Annotated in this window: 18 protein-coding genes (1 of these 18 only partly in view); 11 read left to right on the plus strand and 7 right to left on the minus strand. The window is 42.1% G+C overall.

Features of this window, described 5'->3' with window-relative positions; translation table 11 throughout:
- Positions 1–24: 24 nt before the first annotated feature.
- Positions 25–543, minus strand: a complete 519-nt coding sequence (gene pgsA / locus ACN222_RS20310; protein WP_010998203.1) for a CDP-diacylglycerol--glycerol-3-phosphate 3-phosphatidyltransferase — start codon at positions 541–543, stop codon at positions 25–27.
- A gap of 135 nt (positions 544–678) precedes the next feature.
- Between pgsA and ACN222_RS20315 the strand changes: the two genes are divergently transcribed.
- The 6 genes from ACN222_RS20315 to ACN222_RS20340 all read left to right on the plus strand — a co-directional run bounded on the left by ACN222_RS20315 (position 679) and on the right by ACN222_RS20340 (position 5,594).
- Positions 679–1,842, plus strand: coding sequence for a DUF58 domain-containing protein (locus ACN222_RS20315; protein ID WP_010998204.1), 1,164 nt, complete (start codon positions 679–681; stop codon positions 1,840–1,842).
- Between the two features lie 218 nt (positions 1,843–2,060).
- Complete coding sequence (locus tag ACN222_RS20320) at positions 2,061–2,426, plus strand: ferredoxin thioredoxin reductase catalytic beta subunit (protein WP_010998205.1); 366 nt, start codon at positions 2,061–2,063, stop codon at positions 2,424–2,426.
- Positions 2,423–2,815 carry a DUF309 domain-containing protein gene (locus tag ACN222_RS20325; protein WP_010998206.1) on the plus strand — a complete coding sequence of 131 codons (393 nt, stop codon included), beginning with the start codon at positions 2,423–2,425 and terminating at the stop codon, positions 2,813–2,815. Before ACN222_RS20320 ends, ACN222_RS20325 begins: the two co-directional genes overlap by 4 nt.
- A 303-nt stretch (positions 2,816–3,118) precedes the next feature.
- Positions 3,119–3,616 (plus strand): LptA/OstA family protein, encoded by a 498-nt coding sequence (locus ACN222_RS20330; RefSeq protein ID WP_010998207.1) that lies wholly within the window; start codon positions 3,119–3,121, stop codon positions 3,614–3,616.
- Positions 3,617–3,644: 28 nt separating this feature from the next.
- Complete coding sequence (gene lptB / locus ACN222_RS20335; protein ID WP_010998208.1) at positions 3,645–4,373, plus strand: LPS export ABC transporter ATP-binding protein; 729 nt, start codon at positions 3,645–3,647, stop codon at positions 4,371–4,373.
- A 105-nt stretch (positions 4,374–4,478) separates the two neighbouring features.
- Positions 4,479–5,594 (plus strand): LptF/LptG family permease, encoded by a 1,116-nt coding sequence (locus ACN222_RS20340; protein ID WP_010998209.1) that lies wholly within the window; start codon positions 4,479–4,481, stop codon positions 5,592–5,594.
- 296 nt (positions 5,595–5,890) lie between these two features.
- Here ACN222_RS20340 and ACN222_RS20345 read toward each other — a convergent pair whose 3' ends face one another.
- Positions 5,891–6,598: an AMIN domain-containing protein gene (locus ACN222_RS20345; RefSeq protein WP_049942504.1), complete on the minus strand. Its 708-nt coding sequence runs from the start codon at positions 6,596–6,598 to the stop codon at positions 5,891–5,893.
- 338 nt (positions 6,599–6,936) lie between these two features.
- Entirely contained in the window at positions 6,937–8,622 is a 1,686-nt protein-coding gene (lysS, locus tag ACN222_RS20350) for a lysine--tRNA ligase (RefSeq protein ID WP_010998211.1), read from the minus strand.
- A gap of 523 nt (positions 8,623–9,145) precedes the next feature.
- On the opposite strand from lysS, the gene ACN222_RS20355 reads away from it, so the two are divergent.
- On the plus strand, positions 9,146–10,627 hold the full coding sequence (locus ACN222_RS20355) for a calcium-binding protein (RefSeq protein ID WP_010998212.1): 1,482 nt from the start codon (positions 9,146–9,148) through the stop codon (positions 10,625–10,627).
- Between the two features lie 321 nt (positions 10,628–10,948).
- Here the strand turns inward: ACN222_RS20355 and ACN222_RS20360 are convergent, their stop codons facing one another.
- Together ACN222_RS20360 and ACN222_RS20365 are read right to left on the minus strand one after the other, a co-directional pair.
- Positions 10,949–11,377, minus strand: coding sequence for a hypothetical protein (locus ACN222_RS20360; protein WP_044522079.1), 429 nt, complete (start codon positions 11,375–11,377; stop codon positions 10,949–10,951).
- Positions 11,378–11,611: 234 nt separating this feature from the next.
- Entirely contained in the window at positions 11,612–12,574 is a 963-nt protein-coding gene (locus tag ACN222_RS20365; RefSeq protein WP_419756871.1) for a M48 family metallopeptidase, read from the minus strand.
- Between the two features lie 148 nt (positions 12,575–12,722).
- On the opposite strand from ACN222_RS20365, the gene ACN222_RS20370 reads away from it, so the two are divergent.
- The 3 genes from ACN222_RS20370 (at position 12,723) to ACN222_RS20380 (ending at position 15,898) form a co-directional block, all read left to right on the plus strand.
- The gene (locus ACN222_RS20370; protein ID WP_010998215.1) at positions 12,723–14,279 is read left to right on the plus strand and encodes a helicase C-terminal domain-containing protein; all 1,557 of its coding nucleotides are present in this window, start codon (positions 12,723–12,725) and stop codon (positions 14,277–14,279) included.
- A gap of 116 nt (positions 14,280–14,395) precedes the next feature.
- On the plus strand, positions 14,396–14,611 hold the full coding sequence (locus ACN222_RS20375; RefSeq protein WP_010998216.1) for a DUF2839 domain-containing protein: 216 nt from the start codon (positions 14,396–14,398) through the stop codon (positions 14,609–14,611).
- 942 nt (positions 14,612–15,553) lie between these two features.
- Entirely contained in the window at positions 15,554–15,898 is a 345-nt protein-coding gene (locus ACN222_RS20380) for a DUF1815 family protein (protein ID WP_010998217.1), read from the plus strand.
- A gap of 260 nt (positions 15,899–16,158) precedes the next feature.
- On the opposite strand, the gene ACN222_RS20385 is transcribed toward ACN222_RS20380, so the two are convergent.
- A complete protein-coding gene (locus ACN222_RS20385; RefSeq protein WP_044522081.1) occupies positions 16,159–18,279 on the minus strand; it encodes a CHAT domain-containing protein in 2,121 nt (706 codons plus the stop codon).
- A 119-nt stretch (positions 18,280–18,398) separates the two neighbouring features.
- Between ACN222_RS20385 and ACN222_RS20390 the strand changes: the two genes are divergently transcribed.
- On the plus strand, positions 18,399–18,899 hold the full coding sequence (locus ACN222_RS20390; protein ID WP_010998219.1) for an acyl-CoA thioesterase: 501 nt from the start codon (positions 18,399–18,401) through the stop codon (positions 18,897–18,899).
- A 103-nt stretch (positions 18,900–19,002) separates the two neighbouring features.
- Here the strand turns inward: ACN222_RS20390 and ACN222_RS20395 are convergent, their stop codons facing one another.
- Positions 19,003–20,311: the 3' portion of an RluA family pseudouridine synthase gene (locus tag ACN222_RS20395; protein WP_010998220.1), read on the minus strand. The gene runs 341 nt beyond the window's last position; 1,309 of the gene's 1,650 nt are visible here — the last part of the coding sequence; its start codon lies beyond the right edge, outside the window — the gene reads right to left on this strand; its stop codon occupies positions 19,003–19,005.

Below are 20,311 nucleotides of genomic sequence, written 5' to 3' on the forward strand. Positions count from 1 at the left end.
TATATTTGGCTACGGCTATATATTCTATGAAGCCTGACTGAGTTTTTGCGGCCAGAGATAAATTCCGCCAGAGATTAGTGTCAAAGCCACAGAAAGCCAAAAGGCAATTAAGGATACTTGTTGCCAATCTGATGATAGAGGTGCAATTAAAAGAGCGATCGCTAATATCTGACTCACAGTTTTCAACTTACCCCAAATATTCGCCCCTGTAATCGTCGTTTGATTAACGCGCCAACCAGCGATCGCCAATTCCCGCGCTAAAATCAAAAACACTCCCCAAGCGGGAATTTTCCCCAACTCCACCAAAACCAATAACGGCGCTAATACTAAAAATTTATCCACCAATGGATCAAGAAATTTACCCAAATCACTAACTTGGTTAAGTTTTCGCGCTAGATAACCATCTAACCAATCAGTCAAAGCAGCAACTAAAAAAATTGCCAAACATACCCACCTAGCTTTTGATGTAGAGTCGTACAAACCATACAACAAAAATGGCACACCAAGAAGACGAGAGAAGGTAATCCAGTTGGGTAAAGTCATGAATTTGGGTGAGGAAGTTTTTATTTATTAGTCCATAGTTATTAGTCCATAGTCAACAGTCAATAGTTATTCTTCTTTGCTTCCCCTGCCTCTCAAAAGTCCCCATTTCCATCAGTATTGGGTTAAAAAAGAAACATGAAAATCATTAAACCCATCACTAACTGGTTAGAAATCCGTGCTAGCGCCCCTGCATACACCGGCTGGGTGCTAGTGGGAGTTGCTGTTTGTTTTTTTGGTGCAGCGATTAATACAATGGCTGGCTGGTTGTATGCCATTAGCGGCGTAAGTTTTGCATTATTGGGGATAGCAGCTGTTTTACCACCGCGATCGCTCACAGGTCTATCTGTAACTCGCTATCCTATCCAACCTGTATCAGCCGGGGATGACTTAACTTTAGAATTAGAGATTCACAATCCCACCAAGCAATCTGTCAGTCTGTTACAAGTTGCGGATATCTTGCCATTTGTTTTAGGTAAACCCATCAAACAAGGGGTAGAAACAATTGCTAGTCAAGATAGTTACCGTTGGGTACACTACCAACCTACCCAGCACCGGGGCATCTATCGCTGGCATACCGTAGAATTGGGAACAGGTGCGCCTTTGGGATTATTTTGGTGTCGTCGTCAGCGTCAGTGTGATGCTACAGCCATAGTGTATCCGACAGTATTACCTTTAACAACTTGTCCTTTAGTCGATGAATTGGGACAAGAAGAGAGCCAAAGGAGCGAATATCGTGGTAAACCATTGCAAACAGCCACATCTGGATTAGCGCGATCGCTCCGTCCCTACCGCCAAGGCGACCCCACGCGGTTGATTCACTGGCGGACTAGCGCCCGTTATGGAGAATTACGGGTACGGGAGTTAGAAATAGTGACAAGTGGACAGGAGATTATTATCGCCCTAGACAGTGCGGGTAATTGGTCAGCAGAAAATTTTGAACAAGCCGTAATTACCGCAGCGTCTTTGTATTTTTACGCACAGCATCAGCAATTGCAAGTGCAGATTTGGACTGCATCGACAGGGTTAATCAAAGGGGAACGCCTCGTTTTGGAAACACTAGCAGCAACCAAATTTCAAGAAGAAGCTACCAATCCAGAACCACCAAACTCACCTTGGATTTGGTTAACCCAAAGTTCTCTGAGTTTTTCTAGTCTGCCTCCAGGTAGTCGTTGGGTATTATGGCAAGACATATCATCTCTAAAAGAACAAGTAATAATTAACAAAGATTACCCAGGCATCATCCTAGAGCAAGAAAAGCCTCTCCAACTCCAGTTACAACAACCCTTACATTCATTATAAAATTGTATTTTAACGATTCAAAATTTCAATGAATGCTGACAATTGAAATATCTTTCATACCTAGCAGTTCTTTGATCCCATCCCTTCTGCTCATAGCCGTGCTGGAAAAAATATAAATCATATCCCAAAACTAAACTTGGGGAAAACTCCCCAGCAATACTCTAGTAAGGCTGAGGTACAATGCAAAGAAATATTTAAATAATCAGCCGCCGATCCCCATGATTTCATCAGAAGCTAACACAAAATCCAGCGACAAAAGTCTAGAGGCAATGCGCCATTTTTCAGAACAATATGCCAAACGGACTGGCACATACTTCTGTTCTGAACCATCTGTGACCGCAGTCGTGATTGAAGGATTAGCCAAGCATAAAGACGAATTAGGAGCGCCTTTGTGTCCTTGTCGCCACTACGAAGACAAAGAAGCTGAAGTAAAAGCTACATACTGGAACTGCCCTTGTGTACCGATGAGAGAACGTAAAGAATGCCATTGTATGCTATTTCTCACACCGGAGAGCGACTTTGTTGGCGAAAAACAAGAAATTTCGCTGGAAACTATTAAAGAAGTACGAGAAAGCATGGGATGAGTGAAACCATGCCCACAGAGTTTTGGCAAGGTGTAGAACAATTTAACGCTGGACAGTTCTACGCCTGTCATGACACCTTAGAGGCTTTATGGATTGAAGCCAGCGAACCAGAAAAAACCTTCTATCAAGGTATTTTACAAATTGCTGTGGGTCTTTATCATTTGGGCAATCGCAACTGGCGAGGAGCGGTAATTTTGCTTGGGGAAGGCAGCAATCGCCTGCGACGTTACCCTTCAGTTTATGGCAATATTGACGTAGATGAATTACTAAACCAGAGCGTGGGCTTGTTAAAAACACTACAAGAACTTGGCGCGGACAAGATAAACGCTGGCAATCTCAGTGAAAGCCTTGCACTGTCATTACCGACAATTACGGTAACAGATAATTAGTTAATCAAATGATGGATGAGGAATAAAAATTCAGGGAACGAGAAACTTCTTCTTATTCCCTAATTTTTTATGTGTGCGAAGGGAGAGCAGGGGAGGCAGGGGAAAACTATTGACAACTGACAACTGTACAGACTCGATTAATCGCGTCTCTCTAATGACTATTGACGAAACTTTAAACTTTAGCGTAGCGTCAAGATTTCAGCTAGCGACTATCTCATGCTACTCCTGATAGGAGATTATATTTTAGGAGAAAGTACTTGAGATAATTAGTATACAAGCCAGAATCCCGAATATTAAATTCCTATGATGCCCTGCTATAAATTGCCTCTGTCAAAAATGCGCCGTTTGGGATTAGCTTTGCTACTACCTGTGACTTTATTCGGTACGGTAGCCTTGCCTAACCAATTATCGAGCGTTACAGCACAAACCCCAGGGGGAAATCGCCCGCTTACGATTCGCTCTGATATTCAAGAATACGATGCTAAAAATCAGGTGATCACTGCTCGTGGTAATGTGCAGATGTTGTATCCTGCTCGTCAAATTCAGGCGACATCTGCTCAAGCACAATATTTCAGCAAGGAACGCCGCATTGATTTTAGTGGTAATGTCTATATTTTGCAGCAAGGTGGCAATAGTATCCGCGCAGAAAAGGTAACATATTTGATTGATGAAGGCCGATTTGTGGCCTTACCTCAATCCAATCGCCAGGTAGAATCCATCTATATGATTGAAGAGTCGCAGCAGGGAGGCCAATCTAACGCACCCGCTCCGACAACACCAGTATTACGACGTTCCAATTAGCATCAACCAACAAGACAGCACAGGCATAGTGAAAATTGTTTTAGAAAATATTCACAAGTCTTACGGCAAGAGAGTAATTGTCAATCGCGTTAATCTTTCTGTCGCTCAGGGTGAAATCGTTGGTTTACTAGGCCCCAATGGGGCTGGTAAAACGACGACGTTCTACATTGCTACAGGTTTAGAAAAACCCAATCAGGGGCGAGTTTGGCTAGATAGTTTAGATATTACTGGCTTACCTATGCACAAAAGGGCAAGATTGGGCATTGGCTATTTAGCTCAGGAAGCCAGTGTTTTTCGCCAACTTTCAGTACAAGATAATATTCTATTGGTGTTTGAGCAAACCAATGTGCCGCGTTGGGAGTGGGCAAAACGACTCAACACTTTACTGCGGGAGTTCCGCTTAGAAAAAGTTGCTAGAAGTAAAGGTATTCAACTATCTGGGGGAGAAAGACGGCGGACAGAATTAGCCAGGGCTTTAGCGGCTGGGGGAGAAGGGCCAAAATTCTTATTGTTGGATGAACCATTTGCTGGTGTTGACCCGATCGCAGTCTTCGAGATTCAACAAATTGTCGCACAATTACGTGATCGCGGCATGGGAATCTTAATTACAGACCATAATGTTAGAGAAACCCTAGCCATCACCGACCGCGCCTACATCCTCCGTGAAGGGCAAATTCTGGCTTATGGCAATGCTGATGAACTATATAATAATCCCCTTGTCCGTCAATATTACTTAGGTGATAATTTTCAGGTTTAGTACAGACGCGATTAATCGCGTCTCTGACAACTGACTAATTAAATTATGGTAGCCAAAAAACTCTCGTCTTTTTACAGCTTTCATTCCCTGCTGCCTTTTACAATTATGGATCGCTACTTGACTAGCGAATTGCTGCCGACATTTCTATTTGGTGTTGGCGCTTTTTCATCCATTGGCGTGACGATTGACGCTGTATTTGAGTTAGTCAGAAGAGTTGTAGAGTCTGGACTACCCGTTAGTATTGCGGTGCAGGTTTTCTTATTAAAACTGCCTAATTTCATTGTGTTGGCTTTCCCCATGTCTACACTGTTGGCGACTTTAATGACCTATAGTCGTCTATCGAGCGAAAGTGAACTTATTGCTTTGCGCGGTTGTGGGGTGAGTGTCTATCGCATGGTGATGACGGCGGTAATGTTGAGTTTCGTCGTCACAGGGCTGACGTTTTTATTTAACGAGCAAATTGCCCCAGCCGCAAATTACCAAGCTACTCTCACTTTAGACAAAGCGCTAAAATCAGACAAACCCACGTTTAAGCAACAGAATATTTTTTACCCTGAATATCGGGATATACAAGAGAAAGATGGGACAAAAAACAGAATATTAACACGCCTGTTTTATGCTGACCAGTTTGACGGGAAGCGGATGAAAGGGTTAACCATCATCGACCGTTCAACAGATGGTTTAAATCAAATTGTCGTCGCAGAATCTGCCGAGTGGAATGGCGCACAAAGCATCTGGGATTTTTATAACGGCACAATTTATTTAGTAGCGCCCGATCGCTCTTATCGTAATATTCTCCGGTTTGAGAAGCAACAACTCAAACTACCCCGCACACCCTTAAGCTTGGCAGAACAAAGCCGCGACTACGGGGAAATGAATATTGCCCAAGCTTTAGACCAGCTAAATATTGAACGCCTTGGTGGCGATCGCCAAAAAATTCGTAAACTGGAAGTAAGAATCCAACAAAAATTTGCTTTGCCTTTTGTCTGTGTAGTATTTGGTTTAGTAGGTGCAGCGATGGGAACCATACCCCAACGCACAGGCAAAGGTACTAGTTTTGGTATTAGTGTTATAGTAATTTTTTCTTACTACTTACTGGGTTTTATCACTGGCGCTTTAGGACAAGCTGGGATTTTTTCTCCCTTTATCGGCGCATGGCTACCAAACTTTATTGGACTAGGAGTAGGCATATTCTTATTAGTGCGGGTTGCTCAACGCTAAACTAAAAGTACATTTCCCCAAAATTCAGGAGCCATGACTCTGACAATCCCCCCAGCTTATAGTCTGGAAGAATTCCTGAAACTCCCCGAAACACAACCATTCTGTGTTGCCGGATATTCATCTAGAATTAACAGTAGATATAATTTTTGTTTGGCTAAAGATGTCAACTAATTAGCCAAAAAATATATCTTTTTGAAGACTCATTATATCTATGGGAATTGGTAATTGGTCATAGGTAATCGTGAGAAATAATTATTTTGTTTGCTAACTCTCAATCCCCATGACCAATCACATCTTCAACGGAATTTAGGTAGAGGTTGACCAAACTCAATCACTGGATAGTTGGGTAGGGTAGGGACTGGAGGAGTGGAAGAATTAGTGTTGTTAAAATTGCTGGGTTTCAAAGTGGGATTATTAGAGTTCAGGGGCGGTACACTCACAAACGGTTGCTGTTGCAGACCAGTTATGGGAGGTAGGGTACTAGGTAATTGTATATAGGAGGGGGTTGTTGGTTGTTGACTTTTAGGTGACTGTTGGAAGTTGCTTGATTGTTTAGCCACTTTCACAATTGCGGGACGTAAAACCCAGCGAGTAGGGTTTTGTCGAGTAGCAGGTTGTAGTTGTACTTTGTTTGCGTCTACAGTAGACCCTGGGGCTAAATCTAAGACAATGCGAGTAACATTAGCGCTTAATTGGGAAACACGGACTCTTTGAACGGAACCGGTGTAGTTTTGCTGGGTGGAAACCTTGCCTAATAGAGTATCAGGAATATCTACAACTAGTCTTGGTGGTTCGTTTAAATAAAAGTACTGTGGTGTTTTACTGGATGAAAGGGTTATTTCTAGCTTTTTTGTGTCTGGGTAAAAGCGCCAATTATTCAGTTTTGCCATCTGTACCTGAGCCGCAATACTACTACTTGTGATTAAAGTAATGGCGGTACACAAGCTAGCGCCAAATAATTGTTTGCACCCCTGGATGTTGTTACTCATAATTGCCTTAGACATCACTATTTATCCCTTGTATGTTCAGCCATCAGTCCGGGAAATCATTGATCACCCATTGATTCTGAGACATTATTTGCTATGCTAATGGCTACGAGAATTTTCCGGTCTGACCTGGGCTGCTTCAGGTGTAGCATTAAATTCTAAAGTTTGCGAGATGTCACTGATAATTAATTTCCGGCGTTGCTGATTGATGGGATGATTTTTATCTCACGCCTTGTGAGAAGCGTTATCGAGGCAGAGATTGTTAAAAATATCGCTGACCTCCAAAACGTCAAACCCACGGCTTAAATCGGTCAGAGGTCGCGTTATTTTTAAATCTTATTTTCTACTTAATTCGATCAACTCAATTGTTCATACTTGAATTGCCCTTTAATAAACTTATGGAAATATTGACCCTTAGACGGTGCATTGTCTAATTCTTCTTTAACAGTAAGCGGTACTTTGAAATATTCGTAAATACTTCCACTATCAAATTCAAGAGTCAGTGTTTGAGTTGTTGGCTCATAGCGATATGCCTTAATAAAGCTGCCTTCTGGTTTGAGTAAAGGGAAAGCAATCACATCCCGAATACTGGCAGAATCAGTTAATAACATGACTAACCGATCAATCCCAATACCTAAACCTCCTGTAGGTGGCATCCCGTATTCCAACGCAGTCAAGAAGTCTTCATCTACACCTTGGGCTTCTAAGTCACCGGCGGCTTTTTTGGCTGCTTGGGCTTCTAGGCGTTCTCTTTGGTCGATGGGATCTGTTAATTCTGAGAAACTATTCGCAGTCTCCCGCCCGACTATGAATAATTCAAATCTTTCTACTAACCCAGGTTGAGAACGGTGAGGTTTAGCTAATGGCGAAATTTCCACAGGATAATCAATTACAAAGGTAGGCTGAATTAACTTTGTTTCTACCTTTTCTTCAAATGCTAAATTCAGGATTTTACCTATAGTTTGGGCTTCATCTACACCAGGAATCCCAGCATTTTTACCTGCTGATTTCGCTTCTTCTAGTGTTTGGAAAGAATGGAAATCCAATCCTGTATATTCTTTTACTAAATCGTGCATTGTCACCCGTCGCCAAGGTGGTGTCAAATCTACCGTTTCGCCTTGGTAGGTAATTTGCAGTGTGCCGAGTACATCTTGGGCCACAGTGGTGATAATACCTTCTGTTAGAGCCATCATATCGTTGTAGTCGGCGTAGGCTTGATAAACTTCAATTGAGGTAAATTCAGGGTTGTGTCTGGTGGAAATCCCTTCATTACGGAAAATTCGCCCCAATTCAAACACCTTTTCAAAACCACCGACAATCAACCGCTTGAGGTGGAGTTCTGTTGCTATTCGTAGATACAACTCCATTTCTAAGGTGTTGTGGTAAGTGACGAAGGGACGCGCATCAGCACCGCCGGCTTCACTTTGTAAAACAGGGGTTTCAATCTCTAGAAAATCCCTTTGTTCCAAATAGCGGCGAATCCCGGCCGTGATTTGGGCGCGACGGCGGAAAGTTTGGCGGACTTCGGGGTTAACAATCAAATCAACGTAGCGTTGACGGTAGCGTTTGGCAACATCCGTTAACCCATGCCACTTGTCGGGTAGCGGCAGTAGGGATTTGGTGAGGATGGTATATTCTTTGACGTAAACCGATAACTCGCCCTTTTCAGTCCGTTTTATTGTTCCCTTGGCTCCCAGAATATCCCCTACATCGGTGAGTTGTTTGAGATGATTAAAAGCATTGGCATCAATTTCTGCCATGCTTTCTTGGATACGATTTTTCTCTAAATAAAGCTGAATAGTGCCTGTTTCATCCTCCAAGGTGAAGAAAGCCAATTTACCGAAAACGCGACGCGCCATAATGCGTCCGGCAATGGCAACTTCTGTCTCGACTTCTTCACCACTGGTTAAATCAGCAAATTTTTCTTGCAATTGGGCGGCGTGATGAGTAGACTCCCAACGGTAAGCATAGGGGTTAGTCCCTAGCTGCTTGAGTTGTTCTACTTTCTCCAGCCTAGCGGCACGGATATCTTCTTCCGACATGGTAACGAACTATTCAGAGGGCAAGATTAATTATAAATAGGGATTAGGGATTAGGGAGTAGGGATTGGAAATTGGGGAAGAATTTTTATGATTTGTGGAGGCGGGGATTTGTAATTGATGCGATCGCTACATACAAATCAAAGCACTATGATGCAAACCAAAGTCCGCTTGTGGAACGTAGAAGAATATCACCTGATGTTAGAGACATCCAAATTAGTCAACTGTTTCCATAAGTTTGGCAACAAAATTTAATTATCAAAACTTGTACCCAGTAACTCAGGGTAAACGGGAATAAAGCCCACTTTCTCTTTACTGAACATAACAGCCAACTTCCTAGCGAAGACAAAGATTTCAGGCTGATATATGGATATATCTATGCAAAAGTATTGAATATTAGAAAAACTCTGTTGCAGGGTTTTATTTTTAATGAAACCGTATCAAATTGTTAACCTAATTCTGATATCTTAAAAAAGATTTACAAATATTTGCATTCCTCAACCGAATTTAAAGGAAAAATAGCGACGTGTATAACACCATTATCGGCACACCATTTAATGATCGGCTCGTTGGTACTATGGTTGACGATCTAATAGTTGCTTTGCAAGGAGATGATCAAATCATTGGTAGTGCAGGCAATGATTTCATAGTTGGGGATATAGGAATTGATACTGTTGACTACAGTGAATTAGGTCAAGCTGTTACTTTACAAGCTACGGGTATTGTTCAAAAAGGCAGAGCCGGAACAGACACACTCAATGGCATTGAAACTATAATTGGTGCGAAAGGACAAGCCAATACAATAGATGCTTCCACCACCACAGGTTCTACTACATCAGTTAGCGTTAATCTTTCCGCTAACAGTCTGATAGTGAATGGAGTTCCCACAACTAGCCCATTGAATTTTACAGTGCAGAGATTTGTAAATGTTATCGGTACTGCACAAAATGACAGCATCATTGGCGATAACAACAATAACCTGCTAATTGGTGGTCAAGGTAACGACGAAATTTTTGGACTCAACGGTAATGACACCGTGCAAGGTGGTGCTGGTGATGATGTGATAGGTGGAGGGAGTAGAAGTAGTCTTGCGACTTCCCGATTAGGTGATGGTAACGATATCGTACAAGGCGAGGGTGGTAATGATGTCCTGATCGGCGGTACTGGTAATGACACCATTGATGGTGGTGCTGACCTTGATACAGCTGACTATAGTAATGTAGGTACTGCGATCGCCTTACAAGCATCTGGTATTGTCAACAAAGGTGCAGCAGGTACAGATCAAATCCTCAACATTGAAACTATCATCGGTGCAACACGTCAAGCCAACACCATTGATGGTTCTACCGGTACTAGTACAACCACGTCATTTAACGTCAATCTCTCTACTAATAGTCTCATCGTTAACGGTGTTCCAGTCTTAGGAACACTGAACTTTAATGTTCAAAATTTTGTTAACGTCACTGGTACTTCCCAAGTTGACACTATAGTTGGTAATAACCAAGGTAACTTATTGATTGGTGGTAGAGGCAATGATCAAATCTCTGGTCTTGGTGGTAAAGATACCATCATCGGCGTTGATCCTAACAGTCGCCAACCAGGTATTAATGAAGTAGACACCCTCACCGGAGGTGCAGATCCTGATAAATTCGTCTTAGGAGATGCCACAAAGCCCTACTATGTAGGCGGTGGTGGTTTTGCAGGCTTGAATGACTTTGCCTTGATTACTGATTTTCAAACCGGTCAGGATCAAATCCAACTCAAAAAGCTAGACGGTTATATCTTCGGCAGTAATTATATTGCGATCGCCAGTCCATTCTCGTTAGACAGCAGTAAAGCCTTCGATGATTCCGTGTTAGTGGCGACTGCAAATCAGATTGTGAAAGGCAATGGTGTCTACGATGCTTCTAGTCAGAGTGATTTGACATCCTCTTCTATATTTGCTCGTTTTGATATCATTTCCATCTTTTCCACTAGCTACAGCGTCAGCGACATCCACTTTGTCTAGAAAGACAACAGACAAAAGAATTGTCATCATTACTAATTCGTAATTCGTAATTAACGTGCGCCTCCGTTGGAGGCGCACGTTAATTAGAGGTGCAACATCACACTATGTTCTTAACCGAGAAGTCTTGACCTGATTTGGACTTCTGGCTTTACTTATTTCTGCTTGGTATCATAATTTTTACCATAATTCTTAATGTACTTACATTTCTTAAATTTTGCTTCCTCATTTGGGACTTGTTGGAAAAAGAGTGAAATAAAAAGCGATCGCCCTCATCATATCCCCAGAGGCGATCGCTATTTTCCTAAAAAAGGCAGACAGACTTTAATTACTAACGCTTGGCACTGAATATTTAACTAAAAGCGCTTTCAATTTTAGGCTTGTCAATTGTTCTATAGCTTTAATCAGGTGTTGCTGTTCTGGTTGCAGTTCTAGGGAGAGCAAAGCTTGATTGAAGCTATGACCAGAGTGTATTTGATGCCTCAGGGTATCACGCTGTGATATGTCCAACACTGCCTGGATTTCTTTATTTCTGCGTTGCAGCACAGATTGCAGTCGTTGGCGCTGCAAAGGAGTTAAATCCAAATCAGAAAAAGAAGGGTAGGTGGTAACTAAGCTAGCAGCAGAGGCATAAATTGCTTGAGAGGGAGTATGAAATCCAAATGTTGCTGCCGAGGTAGTTACGGGCATCAGTAGAAGCAGGGCAAGAATAGTGGCTAATACAGCCAACCACTTTGGAAAGTTAATTGCCATAGTCAGCAGTTTCCAGAAGGAATTAGGTTATTGGTGGCCTTTTGAGCAGGTGTCAAGGTTCACATTTGAGATTCTCCCACTCTCCAAGGGATGATTTATCTAAAATGATCGCTCTCATGCTGAGGCTACACCTAACTGGGAAACAACGGAGTCTCTTAGATGACTGTTTTATGAAATCAGGGATTGGGGATTGGGAACTAGCATATATATCCAATTACCAATTACCCATCACCATTAGTCAGACCGTTTCATTTTGTTAATTTCTTGTTGTAATTCTTCAATTTGGCGGCGTAATCTTTCGGCTTCAGCTTCGGCGGTAGAGGCTTTCACGTCTACAGAACCAGAGGCAGGCGATCGCTGGTAATTACCTTGGCGAATTTGTTGATATTCTGAGGATACTGCCCATTGTTGTAGGTATTGGACTCTTTCTACAGCGAACGGATGGCTTAACATCATGCCTTGAGCGCCGTTGTACATTAAGAATTTATACACTTGATTTAGCCCATCTTCGTCTAATGCCTGATAATTTTCGGACTGCTTAATAAACTCCTGCAAACTGCATTCATTGGCATATTTGCTGCTACCGCCAGAAATCTTCATCATTGACGATAAAACAGTATTTAGGTCATCAACCACCAACAGCGCTGCTCTATCTGCCGTTAACTCAGCCTTGCGCCGCCACTCAAAAAACGCATAAATCAAGGCTTGAGAGACAAAATTACCAATGCCAAAGGTTAATTCTCCTAAGGCTGAAGCCGCACCCATCGCCCACATCGCCATTTGAATTAGAATAGTATGGCCACATTTAATATGTCCCAGTTCATGGGCTAACACCGCCCGAATTTCGGCTTCGTTGAGCAAGTCTAGTATCCCTGTATTTATGACTATGTAAGGATTCTCTTGACCTAATGCGTAGCTATTTGCCTGAGGATTTTGTGAAACAAACAGTGTAGGTTCTGGATAAATATCCAAATCCCGCACACACTCCCGAAACATCTGGTAAATAGTGGAATATTGCCGAGGCCCTACTTGGATGGTGTTGCCCATTAGATAGACTAGCTGAGGGCGTTCGTAGACAAATTCCACAAATTTACGAGCAATCAAATCAAATCCTGGTAGATTTCGCAAAGCTTGCTCGGCTTGGCGATCCAGTGGATGTCTGAAGGCTTCGCTGGAAATTCCTGTGTAAGTTGGCATAATTCAGGGTAATGGGTTAGTGGTCAGTAGTCAGTAGTTAGTGGTCAGTATGAATGCAACTGACAACTGACAACCAACAACTGACAAAAGAGATAATAGAAATGGGGCTATTGGCAATTAAAGTCATTTTGTATGGGATGGAAAGCGTGTGATTGAGGCAGAAGTTCATTTGTCATTACATAACTTTTTGCGATCGCAGGCGGGTTTCCCTTCCTGGCCCCATCATTTAACGATGGCACGGTTGGTAGCACGCGCCTTGCGTCTGGGACGTAGCGCCTTAATTCAAGTAGGGGCTGTTTGTGGCTATCAAGGACGGTATCGCACAAGTTTTATTGCCTCTGCTCTGATGTGGCACGGCCCTGTAATTATTGTTGCCACAGAAACAGTGCAACAACTACTGCTGCGAGTGGAAATTCCTCGTTTACAGCAATGGCTACAAGTTAATAAACCAATCAGAACAGGTGACGCTTGGCCTAACCCTGAGTTCCAAGGAATACTTCTGACTTCCCCAGAAGCTTGGCTAAGAGGACAGCTAACATCTGCTGATAATTTCCCCCAAGGTATACCCACCATTATTGATGGAGTCGATGATTTAGAAGATTGGGTACGTCATCAGCTGACTCAAGATATTCAACCCCAAGACTGGGATCAACTTATACTAGCCTGCCCGGAACAAGCTGAGACAATCCGATTGGCAAGGATTGAATTGACAAGTGAACTGTTCAAACATCCAGCAAATCCCTACGAGTGCTATTTAATTTCCCCATCAGAAACTGATATTTTAACCAAACTCCACACAGCTTTAAAATCAGCATCAGGTGTGCCAGAAGTATGGCAGAAATTCTGGCAACAATTACCCAGCGAGCAAAATCATCCCCCCTCATCCTCCCCACCCCTCTTCTGGGCAACGATCGCCCGTCGCCAAGGTTTATTCTCGTTGCATTACGCACCAATCGAATTAGGAGACATTCTCTCACCTATTTGGCAACGTCAGCCAGTAGTCCTAATTGGCAGCGCTTTAGAGCCAGAAACCGAGGCTCCTTTGTTTCAAGAGCGTTTGGGTTTAGATGATTTAACCTGCTTAAAATTCGCTTCTGATAGCCAATCAGAGGCAATTCAACTCTACATACCTTACAAGCTACCTCTACCTAATACGCCAGAGTTTCAAGCCGCATTCATTCACAAGGTGCGGACTTTAGTCTGTCTAAGTGCTACTGCACCAGGATTGACAGTGTTGCTTGTGGGAGATGTGCCATTAAAGGCTCAGGTGGGAGCAATTTTAGCCTCAGAGTTTGGTTCGCGGGTGCAGGTAGAAAAAACCTGTTTGGATGAAAATGGCATTTTGGTTAGCGGTTGGGAATTTTGGCGAGAACATCAGGCTGTCTTACCTGCGCCTCAACTGTTAGTGATTGCGACTTTACCCTTACCATCTTTAGAACACCCCCTAGTGGCTGGTAGAGTAGCTCACTATAAGCGATCGCATCAAGACTGGTTTCGTTTATTTTTATTACCAACTGCTTTAAATGAACTACAAAGAGCCGTAGCCCCTGTGCGTGAAAATCAAGGCATTGTCGCTTTACTCGATAGTCGTGTCGTCAATCGTAGTTACGGCTCCCAAATCCTCAATGTCCTCAGCCCTCTAGCACGCCTTAACTATCTCGATCCAAGTCTGTTTGCCCCCAGTGGTGAAGAAAATTCAGCGTAGTGTGAGTATGAGGAAGATAATTGATGTACAGACGTTACACTGCAACGCCTCTAATAACTAATGACCATAAGTATTAAAGTAAATTTATAGCCTAAACTAAATCGTGAATTTTAATTATGGGTGAAGCAAAACGTCGTAAAACAACTATGGGAGAAGAATACGGGCAAGACACCCGTATTTTATCTTGGGTTCCCATCACTAAATCTCAAGCTGAACTATTCGTTAGTTGGACTACTCGCGGTGCTTGGGTAGGAATCGGTGTAATGGTCGTTGCTTGGGTAACTATCCGTTTTATCGGGCCGGCTTTTGGTTGGTGGCAAGTAGCCGCCTAAAATTTCTGTCAAAAGATCGGGAAAGGGTGTATGTGTCCAAAATCCTTACACCCTCTCACAGTGAATAATCCTGTTCCACAAGAGAACAAGTGGTCAGGCACACTTTAGCCAGTTCTATTGCTTTTTAAGTTCTGTATCTATAACTCTCGCTAGAGTGACTTACTGTTAGTCTTAAATATGATTGGCTACAGAGTTTTAGGAGGATCGGCATTCTTAAAGGAAATCCGTTCTATTTGTAAAGGGGCTATTTGTGATCTACTTAAATTTTTTTAACGTTTAGAGCCTAAAAAAATACTGCCGAAATGGCAACACACTTATCTTTAGTTTAGTTATGCTCGGTCTTATGCCTATAGGTATTTGGGCTGTAGTTATCTTTTCCTGAAGTTTAATCAACCCCCCTACTATATTTGGCCATTACGCCCGCATTTTCACTCTAAAGCTTGCGCCCTCATCCATTTAACTCTATAAACCCAGGAGGGGTTGCATTGGGTAAAGCAGAATCTGGTAACAATCCCAGAAATAAAATCTGTACTTTTACTGTATAACAACACTGTAGAGAAGATTAACTCATCTGAAAAACTGTAATAATCACGAAATAAACCACATATAGTCTAAAAATGCAATCCGTGATTTTTCTATGGTTGACTAAGGTTAAATCTGAGTTAATCTTGATGCCATCACTGCTAGTAATCACAAAATCAGACTAAAGTTGGTAAATTTATTATTAATTTTTTTTGACTCTGTCTGATGTGTTGATTTTGCAAACTGAATTGTTTGATACGGCAGGATGTGCAGTTTTCTCTTACCCTGAGCAAGGTAGTCAATTAACGACTTCAACAAATGTCTAGTAATTGTAATGGATAGTTTACAATACCAATGGGTGAGAGAATCTAAAGAAAATATAAAAGAGACTAAAATGACTGTGGTGTCTGGAGGACAAAAGTGTTTCTAAGACTAGCTCATCAACATCGGCAGTTTGTTCAAGACTTGGTAATGAACCTCCAAGCCTTGGCAATTGTACTCGAACGGCGTGGATATCCTGCCTCTTGTTATACCTGCGGCGACCAAATGAACAGTGCTTCGTTTATGGTCAGCTTGGGTAATAATCATTTGATACGATTCCTAGTATCTGACTATGGGATCACCTGGACAGAGATGCGAGACGATCGCGAATTGATGAAATTAGAAGGTGCAGAGGCAATTAACCAGTTACAAGAACTAGCAAATCTTGTGAAGCAACCTACGCCAGTTAGTTCTGGGAACAAGGCGTTGGCAAAACGAGGTTAAAAATTTCTGTACATATAGTTTTAATAGTCAATTTTCAATGGAAAATTGATTAAATCTCACCCAAAAACTTAGTGATTAAGACTTGGTTAGCAATTCTTAGCTATCTATATTTGCCTTGGCGTAATTAATTTAGCTAATTGCCGCACTCTTCTAAGCTGTGTGCTGAAGCCAGAATAATTCGTAATTGCACTACCCTCCATACAGGGACGATGGAGCATAAATTCTATGCCTTAAATTAAATTTACGAATTACGAATTATTCTACAAGCCATTCCCAATCAAAATAAAGGATGCCCAGTAATAAGGGTGATGAAAGTTACCATTGTTGGCTACAGGCATTATGTGATTGGTTGACTCTATATCTTTGATTAAAGCTATTTGAGCTTGCCGTAAAGCTACGGTTTTCGTTAATTTATCTGTAGATAATTTGTGATAAAACACACTCATTAATGCTTGAGTGCCACCATCATCCACAGCCCAAAGTGAGGCAATAGCAGCCTTTGCACCAGTTTTCTGCATTTGATAACCAAAGCCTAAAATTTCTTGACCATCCCCCAACTTCCCACCTAAACCAGTTTCACAGGCACTCAAAACTACCAAATCTACATGAGGTAGTGACCATGTGGCAATATCTGACAGGTTCACGCGATCGCCATTACCAAATAAAATGAATGAATCTTGTGGTTTACCGACCACAAAGGCTGCATGAGTCGCTAGATGGACAATTGTATAATCATCCATCTGTGGTACTGTAATTTGCGGACTAAAGCTTTTACCTAACAATTTTTTAGTTTGAGGAATGGTAGCGGCTAGATTTTCTACTTCCAGCGCCGCAAACGGTAAGCTAGAAAAAGCCAGTCGTCGATTACCAACTGTTACTTGATAACTACCTTGAGTAAAAGCACCAGCTAAAACCCGTAAAGTCTGATCCCGTGAAGTGTTCAAGTTAGTCAGGCTAGCGGCGGTAATGTGATTAATACTAAAACGCTCAACTAGCCATTGTTTGCCATCATATAAAGCAGATAAGGGAATGTAGCGTAACTGGCCATCTGGTGCGTAAAGTAAGGTTTGTGTGCCTGATTGTTTTAATTCAGCTTCTATAGGTTTGATCAGCCAGTTGTATAACTGACGCGCAGGTGTTTTAATATCCTTGCTGGGATTGGTTAACGCCTGACGAAAGTTAGCTATAGTTTGATGGAGTTTTGCTTGGGGAACAGCCACCGTGTGGTGAATAGGCGGAGATTCTGGGGTAACTACTACTAATTCCAGGCTATCTTTGAGAACTAGCGGATAAATAATTGCGGATTTTTGGGGTAAGCGAGCTAAATTATCCCGAATTTCGTTGATACTTTCTAAATCTAGATTTTGTCGTCTAGCAGTACGGCTAATTTGTTCTAACTGTGATGTAACAGTTGGACTAGTAATAAATTTGTTAAATTTGTCTAGTAATTGCTGTTGCTGTGTCACCAATTGCCTAACGCGTTGATTTTGTTGTGGCGATCGCTCTTGTGGTGGAATTTTTCTGAGTTTCGTCAGTTCTTTACCTAAAGCTACGGCATTATTTACAGTCTGATCTAGTTTTTCTTTAACAGGTTTTTCTGTGGCGACAATTGCAATACCTGTGGCAGTATGTTGATTACCAGGAACATTATGCAAGTACTCCTGTAGTTCTTCAACTTTGAGTAAATCCATAGTCCTTTGTGCTTCAGCTACACGTCCTTTTTTGAGCAATTTTTCACTCAAAATTCGGTAAGTTTGACCTACTGTTAGATTATACGCATTTGGTTGCAATTCAGATAAATTGGCTGTTTGCAAACGTGCTGATTCACGATTAATCACGCAATGCTTATAAAAGAAGATGGCTAAATCTGGTTTATTTTGAATTTGAAATAGGTATCCGATATTACTATAAGTTTTGCCTAATTGGACGCGATCGCCAATTTGTCTATAGATAATTGCTGCTTGTTGAAAAGACAACAAAGCTAATGAATAATTACCTTGTTTTTGGTAAACTCTACCAAGATTATTCAAGGTAACTCCTTCCCAGAAGCTTTGCCCTCCTTCTTGACTGATAGCTAAAGCTTGCTGTAACTTCTGCAATGCGGCTTGTGGCTGGTCTTGTTGGGAATTTAGGATTGCTTGTCTATTTAATGCTTCAATTTGCGATGGGCTTTCGCCTAGCGTCTGGGAGAGAAGTCCCGCCTTTTGTGGGGAACGTTCCACCCCAGGCGATCGCTGATTTTTCTGAACCAATATCTGATGTTTTTCTCCGTAATTAAATTTTAAATTTACCTCTTGAATTAGTGGTTCTACTAATCCAAAATTAAATAAAAAAATTACAGATGAAACCAAAGTACTGAAATAAGGCAGATGAAGCTGCATAATCACGCACTCCTTTTATTTAGGAGTTTAAACCTTATTAATTGAATAAATTCTACAATGCGACGCTTTTTTATGTTATTCCAGATTTGGAAAAACTTAAGTTGCTCAAAAACAAGAAGATGTCTGACGAACAATCAAACCAAGCCCAATTACCACCAACCAACGCCATCCAAGTTTCATCATTACGTCAGTTCGATAGTTGGTTTGAGTATCCCGTGAGAGTTCATCCCCACCATACAGACTATGCGGGTATTGTTTGGCATGGTACCTATTTAACTTGGATGGAAGAAGCCAGAGTAGAATGTTTGCGCTCCATTGGCATTGAGTTTGCTGATTTAGTTGCCTTAGGCTGCGACTTACCAGTAGTAGAACTTTCTATCCGCTATCATCGTTCAGTTCAGTTAGGTATGGCAGTGGTGGTAAAAGCGCGGATGATAGATGTGACTGGTGTCCGGATCAACTGGGATTACGCTATTGTCTCCACTGATGGACAGCAACTATTTGTTACTGCCAAAGTGACATTAGTGGCTTTGGATAGAGATAGGGGGAAAATCATGCGTCAGTTACCCAGCAACGTCAAGGATGCCTTGGCAAAGGTTTCTGCTTTACACAATAACTAATCGGGGATTGGGGATGGAGAATCCAAGAGGTTTTACACTCTTGATATTTGTGGAGTCAAACCTATCTCATACCCTCCCTGCCAATACAAAAAGGGCGACTCAATTAAAATGGTGTTTTTATGTGTAAGTGAATTGTTTTTCCTGAGCGTGGATGCAGAAAGGAGAGTTCTCTGGCGTGCAAGTGTAATCGATTTGCTTTAGCAGTGCAACCATAAAAGCGATCGCCTAAAATTACCACTCCCAATCCTTGCACATCTGACGCATGAACTCTTAATTGATGGGTGCGTCCGGTGAGTGGTACAAATTCTACACGGGTGTAATCTCCTTCCCTGGCGATCTCACGAAAGTTTGTCACGCTAGGTTTACCACGTTGCCAATCAACTTGCTGATAAGGTCGATTCTCTGGATCTCCCCACAATGGTAAATCGATTATCCCTGTGTCTGTGTTGATAACACCGGCAAGTATGGCTTCATAAACCTTGTAAACTTGTCGCTGTTGAAACTGCTGGCTAAATTGACGATAAGTTTGGCTATCTCGTGCCAGTAAGAGAATACCAGAGGTATCTTGATCTAAGCGATGCACAGCAGCGAGCATCTCTTCCTCAGGTAACATATGACGCAAACGGCTAAGAACGCTATCCTGGGTATCAATATAACGACCAGGAACTGATAACAACCCCGAAGGTTTGTTCACAGCAATTAACCATTCGTCCTCATAAATCACATTAATTTGTTCTTTTTCAAGGTTTCGCGTAGGTTTCAAACCCGACAACAAAAATCCCATCAACGGCTGACAACGTTCCACACAAGCGCCATAAAATTCACCCTGAATTTTGTCTTGACAGGATGAACCCCACCAAAATTCACCCATTGCTAGGGGTTTAAGTCCATGCGTTGCTGCATAGTGTAAGAGTTTTGGCGCACAACAGTCTCCCGTTCCTGTAGGTAAACCATTCGGCATCAATTGCTGTAATGATACAGATTGCCCCAAAAAATTCATCAGGGAGTAAGCAGCGTGCATTTGCGACTGTAATTGCTGAGATAAAGCTTTCCGCTTCTGTTTGAGGTTTTGTATTTTAATATTTGCTGAGGCGATCGCTTCCTTTAATGCCTGCAAAGCTGTGTCTCGTTCCTGCTTTAGTCGCCGTCGTTCAATTCCATCCTGGCGACTTTCTTCGTTAAGCTGTTCAAGGGCAATAGTGAGTGCTGCTGGCAAGAGAGATTCGCTCAATAACTGGCGTGTTTGTTGTCGTTGATGTTTGCGATAACGATGGCGATCGCTCATTGCTTGCAACTGCTGCTCAAACTCTCGAAAAATAGTTTCGTACTCTTGTCTTTCTGGTAGTTGCTTGAGGGTAGTCAATTCTTGTTTAATAGCATCTAACTCAGCTAAAGTATGCCCCTCTTGTATG

The sequence above is a fragment of the Anabaena sp. FACHB-595 genome (genome assembly GCF_048568275.1).
Taxonomy (GTDB): Bacteria; Cyanobacteriota; Cyanobacteriia; order Cyanobacteriales; family Nostocaceae; genus Trichormus.

Excerpts from the sequence above, each read along its gene's own strand:
- ACN222_RS20320 (WP_010998205.1), top strand. The coding sequence starts at position 2,061 with ATGATTTCATCAGAAGCTAACACAAAATCCAGCGACAAAAGTCTAGAG.
- ACN222_RS20340 (WP_010998209.1), top strand. The coding sequence starts at position 4,479 with ATGGATCGCTACTTGACTAGCGAATTGCTGCCGACATTTCTATTTGGT.
- ACN222_RS20360 (WP_044522079.1), bottom strand. The coding sequence starts at position 11,377 with ATGGCAATTAACTTTCCAAAGTGGTTGGCTGTATTAGCCACTATTCTT.
- ACN222_RS20325 (WP_010998206.1), top strand. The coding sequence starts at position 2,423 with ATGAGTGAAACCATGCCCACAGAGTTTTGGCAAGGTGTAGAACAATTT.
- ACN222_RS20390 (WP_010998219.1), top strand. The coding sequence starts at position 18,399 with ATGTCTGACGAACAATCAAACCAAGCCCAATTACCACCAACCAACGCC.
- ACN222_RS20365 (WP_419756871.1), bottom strand. The coding sequence starts at position 12,574 with ATGCCAACTTACACAGGAATTTCCAGCGAAGCCTTCAGACATCCACTG.
- ACN222_RS20385 (WP_044522081.1), bottom strand. The coding sequence starts at position 18,279 with ATGCAGCTTCATCTGCCTTATTTCAGTACTTTGGTTTCATCTGTAATT.
- ACN222_RS20330 (WP_010998207.1), top strand. The coding sequence starts at position 3,119 with ATGATGCCCTGCTATAAATTGCCTCTGTCAAAAATGCGCCGTTTGGGA.
- lysS (WP_010998211.1), bottom strand. The coding sequence starts at position 8,622 with ATGTCGGAAGAAGATATCCGTGCCGCTAGGCTGGAGAAAGTAGAACAA.
- ACN222_RS20345 (WP_049942504.1), bottom strand. The coding sequence starts at position 6,598 with ATGTCTAAGGCAATTATGAGTAACAACATCCAGGGGTGCAAACAATTA.
- ACN222_RS20375 (WP_010998216.1), top strand. The coding sequence starts at position 14,396 with ATGGGTGAAGCAAAACGTCGTAAAACAACTATGGGAGAAGAATACGGG.
- pgsA (WP_010998203.1), bottom strand. The coding sequence starts at position 543 with ATGACTTTACCCAACTGGATTACCTTCTCTCGTCTTCTTGGTGTGCCA.
- ACN222_RS20315 (WP_010998204.1), top strand. The coding sequence starts at position 679 with ATGAAAATCATTAAACCCATCACTAACTGGTTAGAAATCCGTGCTAGC.